The sequence below is a fragment of the Pseudomonas sp. FA117 genome (genome assembly GCF_057370475.1).
The window spans coordinates 21,755-33,605 of sequence record NZ_CM170675.1 but is presented as its reverse complement, the minus strand read 5'-3'; the positions used below and the strand labels follow the sequence as shown (position 1 = coordinate 33,605).

Annotated in this window: 11 protein-coding genes; 6 read left to right on the top strand and 5 right to left on the bottom strand. The window is 65.4% G+C overall.

Annotated elements, in window-relative coordinates; translation table 11 throughout:
- Window positions 1–116: 116 nt before the first annotated feature.
- Entirely contained in the window at window positions 117–1,682 is a 1,566-nt protein-coding gene (locus AC1TXO_RS00145; protein ID WP_486404511.1) for a SulP family inorganic anion transporter, read from the top strand.
- Between the two features lie 74 nt (window positions 1,683–1,756).
- Here the strand turns inward: AC1TXO_RS00145 and aroE are convergent, their stop codons facing one another.
- Both aroE and hemF read right to left on the bottom strand, forming a co-directional pair.
- Window positions 1,757–2,581: a shikimate dehydrogenase gene (gene aroE, locus AC1TXO_RS00140; protein WP_486404510.1), complete on the bottom strand. Its 825-nt coding sequence runs from the start codon at window positions 2,579–2,581 to the stop codon at window positions 1,757–1,759.
- A 25-nt stretch (window positions 2,582–2,606) separates the two neighbouring features.
- Entirely contained in the window at window positions 2,607–3,518 is a 912-nt protein-coding gene (gene hemF / locus AC1TXO_RS00135) for an oxygen-dependent coproporphyrinogen oxidase (protein WP_486404509.1), read from the bottom strand.
- Window positions 3,519–3,651: 133 nt separating this feature from the next.
- Here hemF and AC1TXO_RS00130 point away from each other — a divergent pair, with 133 nt between their 5' ends.
- Window positions 3,652–4,629 (top strand): NADPH:quinone reductase, encoded by a 978-nt coding sequence (locus tag AC1TXO_RS00130; protein ID WP_486404508.1) that lies wholly within the window; start codon window positions 3,652–3,654, stop codon window positions 4,627–4,629.
- Window positions 4,630–4,997: 368 nt separating this feature from the next.
- Here the strand turns inward: AC1TXO_RS00130 and AC1TXO_RS00125 are convergent, their stop codons facing one another.
- The 3 genes from AC1TXO_RS00125 to dprA form a co-directional block, all read right to left on the bottom strand.
- Window positions 4,998–5,306, bottom strand: a complete 309-nt coding sequence (locus tag AC1TXO_RS00125; protein ID WP_486404507.1) for a hypothetical protein — start codon at window positions 5,304–5,306, stop codon at window positions 4,998–5,000.
- 344 nt (window positions 5,307–5,650) lie between these two features.
- On the bottom strand, window positions 5,651–6,208 hold the full coding sequence (tsaC, locus tag AC1TXO_RS00120) for an L-threonylcarbamoyladenylate synthase type 1 TsaC (RefSeq protein WP_486404506.1): 558 nt from the start codon (window positions 6,206–6,208) through the stop codon (window positions 5,651–5,653).
- A 37-nt stretch (window positions 6,209–6,245) separates the two neighbouring features.
- Window positions 6,246–7,343, bottom strand: a complete 1,098-nt coding sequence (dprA, locus tag AC1TXO_RS00115) for a DNA-processing protein DprA (protein ID WP_486404505.1) — start codon at window positions 7,341–7,343, stop codon at window positions 6,246–6,248.
- Window positions 7,344–7,638: 295 nt separating this feature from the next.
- Between dprA and def the strand changes: the two genes are divergently transcribed.
- The 4 genes from def to trkA are packed head-to-tail and all read left to right on the top strand — an operon-like array spanning window position 7,639 to window position 11,843.
- The gene (gene def, locus AC1TXO_RS00110; RefSeq protein ID WP_486404504.1) at window positions 7,639–8,145 is read left to right on the top strand and encodes a peptide deformylase; all 507 of its coding nucleotides are present in this window, start codon (window positions 7,639–7,641) and stop codon (window positions 8,143–8,145) included.
- A 60-nt stretch (window positions 8,146–8,205) separates the two neighbouring features.
- Window positions 8,206–9,138 carry a methionyl-tRNA formyltransferase gene (gene fmt, locus AC1TXO_RS00105; RefSeq protein WP_486404503.1) on the top strand — a complete coding sequence of 311 codons (933 nt, stop codon included), beginning with the start codon at window positions 8,206–8,208 and terminating at the stop codon, window positions 9,136–9,138.
- Complete coding sequence (gene rsmB / locus AC1TXO_RS00100; RefSeq protein ID WP_486404502.1) at window positions 9,135–10,445, top strand: 16S rRNA (cytosine(967)-C(5))-methyltransferase RsmB; 1,311 nt, start codon at window positions 9,135–9,137, stop codon at window positions 10,443–10,445. Before fmt ends, rsmB begins: the two co-directional genes overlap by 4 nt.
- Before the next feature lie 24 nt (window positions 10,446–10,469).
- Complete coding sequence (gene trkA / locus AC1TXO_RS00095; RefSeq protein ID WP_486404501.1) at window positions 10,470–11,843, top strand: Trk system potassium transporter TrkA; 1,374 nt, start codon at window positions 10,470–10,472, stop codon at window positions 11,841–11,843.
- The last annotated feature ends 8 nt before the right edge of the window (window positions 11,844–11,851 follow it).

The window sequence follows — 11,851 nt, the reverse complement described above, 5'->3', positions numbered from 1 at the left end:
TCACTGTGGGAGCGGGCTTGCCCGCGAATGCTTTCACTGACGCATTCGCGGGCAAGCCCACGGTTGGTATCGATCCGCTCCAGAAAGCGGGCAAGCATCAGGACTGTGAATAACCCATGCCGCGCCTGACCCACCTGCTGCCTTTTCTCGCCTGGCTCCCTCGGCAGTCGCGCCGCAGCCTGCGCCAAGACCTGCTGGTAGGCCTGAGCGGCGCTATCCTCGCCCTCCCGCAATCCATCGCCTACGCCCTGATCGCCGGCCTGCCGGCCGAATACGGTCTGTACGCGGCCATCGTGCCGGTGCTGATCGCCTGCCTGTGGGGCTCTTCCTGGCACCTGATCTGCGGACCCACCGCCGCCATTTCCATCGTCCTCTACGCCAGCGTCAGCCCGTTGGCCATTGCCGGCAGCGACGACTACGTGACCCTTGTCCTGCTGCTGACCTTTCTCGGCGGGGTGTTCCAACTGCTGCTGGGGCTGTTGCGCTTCGGCACGCTGGTCAACTTCGTCTCCCATTCCGTGGTGCTGGGCTTCACCTTGGGCGCGGCCATCGTCATTGCCCTTGGCCAACTGCCGAACCTGATGGGCATCGACCTGCCCAGTCAGGCCACGGCGCTCAGGGCCGCCGAGGATCTGTTCGCCCACGCCCGCGAGGTGGATGTACCGTCGCTGGCGCTGGGCTTGGCCACCTTGTTCATCGGCATTGCTCTGAAACTGTGGCGCCCGCGCTGGCCCGCCCTGTTGACAAGTCTGCTGCTGGTCAGCCTGGTGGCCTGGCTGCTGCCGAATCATTTCGGTGAGGTGCCGCGTGTTGCCGCCTTCAGCGGTCGGTTGCCGCCATTGAGCCCGCTACCGCTGCTCGACCTGGACCTGATCCTGCGCCTGCTACCCAGCGCGGTGGCAGTGGGCATGCTGGGGCTGGTCACCAGCCTGTCGATCGCCCGTTCGTTGTCGGCACGTTCGGAACAACTGATCGACGCCGATCAGGAAATCCGCGCCCAGGGCTTTTCCAACATGGTCGGTGGATTTTTCTCGGGCTACCTGTCGGCCGGGTCATTCACCCGCTCCGGGCTCAGCTTCGACGCCGGTGCGCGCTCACCGATGGCCGGGGTGTTCTCGGCGCTATGGGTGGCACTGTTCGCCGTCGCCGGCGCCGGGCTGATCGCGCACCTGCCGGTTCCGGCGATGGCCGGCAGCATCCTTCTGATCTGCTGGGGGCTGGTGGATCACCGGGCGATTCGTGCGTTGTTCCGGGTCAGCCGTTCGGAGTTCCTGGTGATGGCGCTGACTGCCGCCGCGACCCTGCTGCTGGAGTTGCAGACGGCGATCTACGCCGGGGTGCTGGCGTCGCTGTTCTTCTACCTCAAGCGCACCTCGCGGCCACGGGTGCAGCAGAGCCGGGAAGGGGAGACGGATATGCTGCGGGTCGGTGGTTCGATCTTCTTTGGCGCGGCGCATTACCTGCAGGTTCGCCTGCAGCGCTGCCAGGGGCCGCATGTGGTGATCGACGCACGGCAGATCAACTTCATCGACTATTCGGGTGTGGACATGTTGCACCGCGAGGCTCGGCGGCTGGTGCGCAATGGCGGCAGCCTGACGTTGCAGCGGGCCAGGCCCCAGGTGATCGAGGAGCTGCAGAAGCTGGAGGGGGCCGAGAGGTGCCCGATCAGGTTCGAGGAGTAGGGCACGGGGCCGCGTTGCGGCCCAATCGCGGGACAAGCCCGCTCCCATAGGTACCCCGCGATGAGATTGCCAGCTTACCCCCGCGCCAACTGCCGTCGCAGCTCATCCAGCACCGGCCCGGTCTGCGGCCGAACCCCGCGCCACACATGAAACGCCTCGGCCGCCTGTTCGGCCAGCATCCCCAGCCCGTCCAGCACCTTCGCCGCGCCGAGCCTGGTCGCCCACTGGCAGAACGGCGTCGGCTCCTTGGAATACATCATGTCGTAGCACACCGTGCGCCCGGCCTCGACCAGGCTCTCGGCAATCGGCGGCAACTCGCCCGACAGGCTCGCCGAAGTGGCATTGATGATCACGTCCACGGGCTCCTGCAGCCAGGCGAACCCACTGGCCACCACCGGCCCGAGTTCGTCGAATTCGTGCGCCAGTTGCTCGGCCTTTTCCACCGTGCGATTGGCGATCACCAGCGACTGCGGCTGGTGCGCCAGGATCGGCTCCAGCACCCCGCGCACCGCGCCCCCCGCACCGAGAATCAGGATGCGCTTGCCCGCCAGGCTGACACCGGCATTCACCGTCAGGTCGCGCACCAGGCCCGCACCATCGGTGTTGTCGCCCTGCAGCGTGCCGTCGGGCAACTTGGTCAGGGTATTCACAGCGCCCGCGCGTTGTGCCCGAGGCGTGAGGCTGTCGCACAGGCGGTAGGCCTCTTCCTTGAACGGCACGGTGACATTGGCGCCGCTGCCCTGCTTGAAAAAGCCGCGGGCGCAATCGCTGAACTCGTCCAGCGGCGCCAGCAGGGTGTTGTATTCCAGGTCCTGGCCGGTCTGGTCGGCGAACAGGCGGTGGATCAACGGCGACTTGCTGTGGCCGATGGGGTTGCCGAAAACGACGTACTGGTCCATGGGGGCTCCTCGTTTATCCACAGGCTTACTGGCCAAGCCAGTCGCGGTCCTGCAGGAAGTACTCGGTCAGGCGCGCTTCCTCGCTGCCGGGTGCGGCCTTCCAGTCGTAACCCCAGCGCACCTGCGGCGGCAGCGACATGAGGATCGACTCGGTGCGCCCGCCAGACTGCAGGCCGAACAGCGTGCCGCGGTCGTAGACCAGGTTGAACTCGACATAGCGCCCGCGGCGGAATTCCTGGAACTCGCGCTGCTCAGGCGTCCAGGGCGTGGCCTTGCGCCGTTGCACGATCGGCAGGTAGGCATCGATGTAGGCATCGCCGATGGCGCGGATGAAGGCGAAGCAGGTGTCGAAATCCCACTCGTTCAGGTCATCGAAGAACAGCCCGCCAATACCGCGCGGTTCAGCGCGGTGCTTGATGTGGAAGTAACGGTCGCACCAGGCCTTGTAGCGCGGGTAGACCTCGGCGCCGAAGGGCGCACAGGCCTGCTCGGCGACGCGGTGCCAGTGGATGCAGTCTTCCTCGTTGCCGTAGTACGGGGTCAGGTCGAAGCCGCCGCCGAACCACCACACCGGTTCCTCGCCTTCCTTCTCGGCGATGAAGAAGCGTACGTTGGCGTGGGAGGTCGGTACATGCGGGTTGTGCGGGTGGATCACCAGCGACACGCCCAGCGCCTCGAAGCCACGACCGGCCAGCTCCGGGCGGTGCGCGCTGGCCGACGGCGGCAGGCCGGCGCCGAACACATGGGAGAAGTTGACCCCGCCTTTCTCGATCAGCTGACCGTCACCGATCACCCGGGTACGACCGCCGCCGCCGGCTTCGCGAACCCAGGCATCCTCGACGAAGCGGGCGCCGCCATCCTCGGTTTCGAGGGCGGTGCAGATGCGGTCTTGCAGGTCGAGCAGATAGGCCTTCACGGCCTCGGTGCGGCTGGTCATCGGGTCACCTGGGAAGGGCAGGGAGGAATTCGCCGCGTAGCATACCACCGGCCAGCGCCGCGCCGCAGTTGACGGCAGTCAAGCAAAGGCGTCCGATAGAGGGCCTTTGCGATGACGACGACAGGAGTGTGTGATGGCCAAGCGTATTCAGTTCAGCCAGCATGGTGGCCCGGAAGTCCTGCAGCTTGTGGACTTCGAGCCGACCCCACCCGGTCCGCAGCAGGTGCGCGTGCGCAACCATGCGATCGGTTTGAATTTCATCGACACCTATTTCCGTGGCGGGCTCTACGCGCCGCCATCACTGCCTTCAGGCCTGGGCACCGAAGGTGCCGGCGTGGTCGATGCGGTGGGCGAGGGGGTCACCCGCCTGAAGGTCGGTGACCGCGTGGGCTACGGCGGCGGGCCGCTGGGCGCCTATGGCGAGTACCACACCCTGCCGGAAGCGAACCTGGTCAAGCTGCCCGACAGCATCAGTTTCGAGCAGGCTGCAGCAGTGATGCTCAAGGGCCTGACCACCCAGTACCTGCTCAAGCAGACCTACGCCGTACAGCCCGGCGACTTCATCCTGTTCCACGCCGCCGCAGGGGGCGTTGGCTCGCTGGCCTGCCAATGGGCCAAGGCCTTGGGCGCCAAGCTGATCGGTACGGTCAGCTCGCCTGAAAAAGCCGAACGCGCCAAGGTGCTGGGGGCTTGGGCGACCATCGACTACAGCCATGAAGACGTGGCCAAGCGCGTGCTGGAACTGACCGACGGCAAGAAGTGCGCGGTGGTGTACGACGGCGTCGGTGCCGACACCTGGCTGACCTCGCTCGACTGCCTGCGTCCGCGCGGCCTGATGGTGAGCTTCGGCAACGCCTCCGGCGCCGTGAGCGGCGTGAACCTGGGCATCCTGTCGCAGAAGGGCTCGCTGTACGTGACCCGCCCGACCCTGGGCAGCTACGCCAACAACGCCGAGAACACCCAGGCCATGGCAGATGACCTGTTCGCGATGATTGCCAGCGGCAAGCTGGTGGTAGATATCCAGCAGCGCTATCCATTGAGCGAGGCGGCGAAGGCACAGGAAGCGTTGTCGGCGCGGCAGACGGTGGGGTCGACGGTGCTATTGCCCTGACTCTTGCGGGAGCGGTGGTTCGGCGTGCCGAACCCGCTCCCATATAGGGTTCTACTCGAGTCATCAGCCTGCGTAGGAAACTTCCCTAAAATAAGAAATATTCACCCTTGGAGATCAGAGTCCCCTGAAACCAACACCGCTCTCAAGAATAGCTAAAGAACAAGTGCTTCCAAGTAAGCTATCGATGGCGAGTTGCACTCGACTTCTCACCTGGTCGCACTGTCTGCGAAGGCTTCCAAACTATTAGGCATACGCCTTTCCGGAATTGCTTGATAGAGGCATTCAGGCGACTCGTATTACGTTTACTCGCAAGCAAATATTCAGTCTCATCCAAAGCGACGTTAGCTGGATTTTTCAAGGTCATAACCTCAGGGCGCTTTCCAAGGTGTTGGCTTAGACTCGATCCCATCCAGCATCGCCTCGACCAGCCCCTCTGCCAGTTCGATGGCATGCAGGCTCGACCAGAACATGCCCCGACCTCCCTCGTTCAGGTGGTCAATGGCTTTGATGCCAGTGTCGTAGGCACAGCGCAGGTAGAGCGCGACGTGGACCAAGGCGTCGTGGGGATCGATGTCGGGGTTGACGGTGAAGAGCGGGGGATGGCCGGCGTCGCAGCGGCCGAAGGGGTGGGCGGTGGTTTTGGGGAGTGGTGGATCCGGAATCAGCTTATCGGTCATGTCATTTCTCGCTCGATATTTGCTGACACGACACTCGTTACCACACGAATGAGGGTGGCAGCTGTACACGGGGTGGTAAGCCGGAGGAGAAAAGACAAAGACCCCGGTAGGCTCGAAAGCCTCCCGCGTACAGCCGCCATGACGGCATCGTCTTTCTCAGTTTTCCCGGGTTACCACACCCGATCGCCAAGTTGTTCGGCGACGATCTGGAGACTAGAGGTAGACGTTCCCACTGAGAAGGTAATGGCGGTCGACAGGCTGCGTAGGATATTTCCCTAAATCAGAAAAGTGCAGCCTCAAGGATCAGAATCAGAAAAGCCTGAGAGCGGCAAGGTGTCGAACAATCACCCCGGCCGCACCACCTCGCCCGTGACCAGATCGCGAATCACGCTCGGATTCCTGCGCCCGCCCAGCGCCCCACCGAGCACCAGGTCCAGCTCGTTGTGGAAATACTGCTCCACCCGCAACCGGCTCTTGGCCGCCGGGCGCCCGGCCGGGTTGGCCGAGGTGGAGATCAGCGGCCCGACCAGTGCGCACAGCTCGCGCACCTGGGGGTGATCGCTGACGCGCAGCGCCACGGTGTCGTGCTGACCGGTCACCCATTCGGGCAGCAGGTCCTGGTGCGGCACCAGCCAGGTGTTCGGCCCCGGCCAGGTGCTGCCCATGCGGTCGATCCAGTCTTCGGGGAAGTCCTCGAACAGGAAGTCGAACTGCCGAATGTTGTCGGCGACCAGGATCAGGCCCTTGTCCACAGGCCGCGCCTTGAGCGCCAGCAGGCGATACACCGCGTCTTCGTTCCATGGGTCGCAGCCCAGGCCCCAGACCGCTTCCGTCGGATAGGCGATCACCGCGCCCGCCCGAATCTCACGTGCGGCTTGTTGCACACGCCAACTGCTCACCATTGCTGTCTCTCCGCTTTAAGCCTGATGCGCAGTGTACTTAGCCGCAACGGGCAAACCAACGCCCAGCTTCATTGCTGACCCGGCCGTCGAGCTCAAGCTCGGTGAGGCTGGCCAGCACCTGGGCCAGCGGCAGGCCGCTACTGTGCGCCAGGGCCTCGCTGGTCTGCGGCGCGACGATCAGCAGGGCGAGCAGCGGATGATCGGGGTTGTCCACAGGCGCGGGCGGCAAGTTCTGCCAGCCACGCAGGCTGTCGACGATCTGCTCGACGCTCTCGACCAGCAGTGCACCATCGCGAATCAACTGGTGACAACCCTTGGCGCCGGGATGGTGGATCGAGCCCGGAATGGCATACACCTCGCGCCCTTGCTCCGCCGCCAGGCGCGCAGTGATCAACGAACCGCTGGCCAGGCTCGCTTCCACCACCAGCACACCCAGCGACAGACCGCTGATGATGCGGTTGCGCCGGGGGAAGTTGCCAGGCTGCGCGCCGGCGTCCAGCGGGAACTCGGAAACCAGCGCACTACCCCCCTCGACAATGGCTTGCGCAAGCGTTCGATGGCGCTGTGGATAAATTTTCTGCAGACCCGTGCCAAGTACGGCAATTGTGCTACCGCCTGCCTCCAGCGCGCCCCGATGAGCGGCGCCGTCGATGCCCAGCGCCAGGCCGCTGGTGATGGTGAAACCGCCTCGGGCCAGGTAGCGGGAAAACGCCGCCGCAGTGTCCAGCGCCGGGGGCGATGCGCGGCGGCTGCCGATCACCGCGAGTTGCGGACGCTCCAGCAACTGCGGGTTTCCGGCAACGAACAACAACGGCGGCGCGTCGTCGGTTTCGGCCAGCAACGCAGGGTAGCCAGGGTCGTCCCACATCAGCAAATGCTGGGCCGGATGCTCTAGCCAGGCCATTGTAGCGCTTGCTGCAGTGCGCACTTCGGCACTGCGCCGGGCCTCGGCGCAGGCTTCTGGAAGCTTGAGCGAACGCCAGGCGCCAGCAGGTGCACTGAGCGCCGAAGAGGCGCTGCCGAAGGCGTCGATGAGGGTGCGAAAACGTCGCGAACCGACCTCGGGCAGGCTGTGCAGACGCAAGCGCGCTTCCAGTTCGGCGGGCGGACAAGTCGATGAATGGTAGGTCGGCATGGCGGATCATCCTTGATCGGCAGACAGCCGTCCACGAGGCAAAACCTGTGGATAACTGTGTTGATAATACTTTGAAAAGCTGTCCATTAATTCCCGCAGCGGTGCCGCATTGCGCAAGCGGGTCCACCCGCGAAAAAGCCACCGCGCTGCCTGGCACGGGCTACCCCGGCAACAGCAGTTCCCGTTACCGGGACGCCTGAAACCCTAGCCGAGCTTTGCCAGGTGCCGAATCCGCCAATTCCCTTTATTATGTGTGCTCAGTTTTCAACCAAACGCACAGTGACTGCCTGACCTTATGGCCATCTTGAACATCCTCGAATTCCCCGACCCGCGCCTGCGCACCATCGCCAAACCGGTAACGGAGTTCGACGACGCCCTGCGCCAGCTGATCGACGACATGTTTGAAACCATGTACGAAGCGCCCGGCATCGGCCTGGCCGCGACCCAGGTCAACGTCCATCAGCAGGTCGTGGTAATGGACCTTTCCGAAGATCGCAGCGAGCCGCGGGTGTTCATCAACCCCAGCGTCGAAGAGCTGACCCACGACATGGGCCAGTACCAGGAAGGCTGCCTGTCGGTACCGGGCTTCTACGAGAACGTCGACCGCCCGCTGCGAGTGCGGGTCAAGGCCCAGGACCGCGACGGCAAGCCCTTCGTGCTCGAGGCCGAGGGTCTGCTGGCGGTATGCGTGCAGCACGAGTTCGATCACCTCAACGGCAAGCTGTTCGTCGATTACCTGTCGCAGCTCAAACGCGACCGGATCAAGAAAAAGCTGGAAAAGCAGCACCGCCAGCAAGCCTGATCGCCACCTTCCAGAAGGCTTGCTCCGGCAAGCCTTTTTCTTTTTTGCAGCGAGAACTCCATGCGCATCGTCTTCGCAGGCACCCCAGAGTTTGCCGCCGAACACCTCAAGGCCCTGCTCGACAGCCCGTACGAGATCGTGGCCGTCTACACCCAGCCGGACCGTCCGGCCGGTCGTGGCCAGAAGCTCATGCCCAGCCCGGTCAAGCAGCTGGCCCTGGCCAACGACATCCCGGTACTGCAGCCGCCAACCCTGCGCAACGCCGAAGCGCAGGCTGAACTCGCCGCACTGAAGCCAGACCTGATGGTGGTGGTCGCCTATGGCCTGATCCTGCCGCAGGCGGTGCTGGATATCCCGCGCCTTGGCTGCATCAACAGCCACGCCTCCCTGCTGCCACGCTGGCGTGGCGCGGCGCCGATCCAGCGCGCCGTCGAGGCGGGCGATGCCGAGAGCGGCGTGACCGTGATGCGCATGGAAGCGGGCCTGGACACCGGACCGATGCTGCTCAAGGTCAGCACACCGATCAGCGCCGAAGACACCGGCGGCAGCCTGCACGACCGCCTCGCCCAGCTGGGCCCGGGCGCCGTGGTGCAAGCCATTGCCGGCCTGGCCGACGGCAGCCTGCAGGGCGAGGTGCAGGACGACGCCCTGGCCACTTATGCACACAAGCTGAACAAGGACGAAGCGCGCCTGGACTGGAACCGCCCGGCCGTAGAGCTGGAGCGCCTGATCCGCGCCTTCAACCCGTGGCCGGTGTGCCACAGCACCCTCGACGGCGAAACCGTAAAGGTGCTGGGCGCGAACGTATCCACAGGCAACGGCGCTCCGGGCGAAATCCTGTCAGCCAGCAAGGACGGCCTGGTGGTCGCCTGCGCTGACGGCGCCCTGAGCCTGACCCGCCTGCAACTGCCCGGGGGCAAGGCCCTGGCCTTCAGCGACCTGTTCAACAGCCGTCGCGAGAAGTTCGCAAGCGGCAAGGTGCTCGGCCAATGAACCCACGCCTGGCCGCCGCCCGCGCCCTGGCCGCCGTACTCGGCGGCAAGGCCTCGCTGAACAGCTCGCTGCCCGCGCAACTGGACAAGGTCGAGGAGCGCGACCGCGGCCTGACCCAGGACCTGGCCTTCGGCACCGCCCGCTGGCAGCCACGCCTGGACCTGCTTGCCGCGCAGTTGCTGCAGAAACCCTTCAAGGCTGCTGATGCCGATGTGCAGGCGCTGCTGCTGGTCGGCCTGTACCAGCTGTTCTACACGCGCATTCCGGCCCACGCCGCCATCGGCGAGACGGTCGGCTGCGCCGACAAGCTCAGGAAGCCCTGGGCCAAGGGCCTGCTCAACGCCGTGCTGCGCCGCGCCCAGCGTGAGGGCGAGGCACTGCTCGCCGACATGGAGCGCGACCCGGTGGTACGCACTGCCCACCCGCGCTGGCTGCAGAAGTCGCTCAAGGCCTTCTGGCCGGAGCAGTGGGAAGCCATCTGCGCCGCCAACAACGCACACCCACCGATGATCCTGCGGGTCAACCGCCGCCATCACAGCCGTGATGCGTATCTGGCGCTGCTGGCCGACGCTGGCATCGGCGCCAGCGCCTGCCTGTTCAGCCGTGACGGCATCGTCCTGGCCGAGGCCTGCGATGTGCGCGGCCTGCCGGGCTTCGCCGACGGCTGGGTCAGCGTGCAGGACGAAGCCGCACAGCTGTCGGCCGACCTGCTGGAGCTGGCACCCGGCCAACGCGTGCTCGATGCCTGCTGCGCCCCGGGCGGCAAGACCTGCCACCTGCTCGAAGCCGAGCCGGGCCTGGCGCAGATGGTCGCCATCGATCTTGAAGCCAAGCGCCTGGCGCGGGTGCGCGAGAACCTCGAGCGCCTCAAGCTCGACGCCGAGCTGATCGCCTGCGACGCCCGCGACACCGCCAGCTGGTGGGACGGCAAGGCGTTCCAGCGCATCCTGCTCGATGCCCCGTGCTCGGCCACCGGCGTGATCCGTCGCCACCCGGACATCAAGCTGACCCGCCAGGCCGAGGACATCCCGGCCCTCGCCGCGCTGCAGGGCGAGCTGCTCGATGCGCTGTGGCCGACCCTCGAAGTCGGCGGCATGCTGCTCTACGCCACCTGTTCGAGCCTGCCGACCGAGAACACCGAAGTGATCGCCGCCTTCCTCGCCCGCACCCCCGGTGCCCGCGAGCTCGACCTGGCGACCGAGGCCGGCCTGCGCCAGCCCCACGGGCGCCAGTTGCTGGCCCAGGAAGGCGGTCACGACGGCTTCTACTATGCCAAGCTGATCAAGATCGCCGCCTCGCGCGGGTAAAGGACCAAAGGTAGGGAGTAGCGGATGAAGATCATCATCCTCGGCGCAGGGCAGGTAGGCGGCACGCTGGCCGAACACCTGGCGAGCGAAGCCAACGACATCACCGTGGTCGACACCGACGGCGAGCGCCTGCGCGACCTGGGCGACCGCCTCGACATCCGCACCGTGCAGGGCCGCGCCTCACTGCCTACGGTGCTGCGCCAGGCGGGTGCCGACGACGCCGACATGCTGGTGGCAGTGACCAACAGCGACGAGACCAACATGGTCGCCTGCCAGGTGGCCTACTCGCTGTTCCACACCCCGACCAAGATCGCCCGGGTGCGCGAATCCTCCTACCTCTCACGCGAAGAACTGTTCGACAACGACCACATTCCGGTGGACGTGCTGATCAGCCCCGAGCAAGTAGTGACCAACTACATCAAGCGCCTGATCGAGCACCCTGGTGCCCTGCAGGTGATCGACTTCGCCGAGGGCAAGGCGCAGCTGGTGGCGGTCAAGGCCTACTACGGCGGCCCGCTGGTGGGCCAGCAGCTGCGCCAGATCCGCGCGCACATGCCCAACGTCGATACCCGCGTGGCGGCGATCTTCCGCCGCGACCGGCCGATCAAGCCCCATGGCGACACGGTGATCGAGGCCGACGACGAGGTGTTCTTCATCGCCGCGAAGAAGGACATCCGTGCGGTGATGGGCGAACTGCGGCGGATCGACGAAACCAACAAGCGCGTGGTCATCGCCGGTGGCGGGCAGATCGGCGAGCGCCTGGCCGAAGCCATCGAAAGCCGCTACCAGGTGAAGATCATCGAGATGAATCCGGCGCGCTGCCGACACCTTTCGGACAACCTCGAGAGCACCGTGGTGCTGCAGGGCAGCGCCTCGGACAAAGACCTGATGCTCGAGGAGAACATCGCCGAGGCCGATATCTTCCTGGCCCTGACCAACGACGACGAGGCCAACATCATGTCGTCGCTGCTGGCCAAGCGCCTGGGTGCGCGCAAGGTGATGACCCTGATCAACAACCCGGCCTACGTCGACCTGGTGCAGGGCGGCGACATCGACATCGCCATCAGCCCGCAGCTGGCGACCATCGGCACCCTGCTGGCACACGTGCGCCGTGGCGATATCGTCAGCGTGCACTCGCTGCGCCGCGGTGCAGCGGAAGCCATCGAGGCGGTGGCGCATGGCGATTCGAAGTCGAGCAAGGTGATCGGCAAGGCCATCGAGGATATCGCCCTGCCACCCGGCACCACCATCGGCGCGATCATCCGCGACGAAGAGGTGCTGATCGCCCACGACGACACGGTGATCGAGACCGGCGACCATGTGATCCTGTTCGTTGTGGATAAAAAGCACATTCGCGACGTGGAGAAGCTGTTCCACGTCGGCCTGAGTTTCTTCTAGGGGAAAGG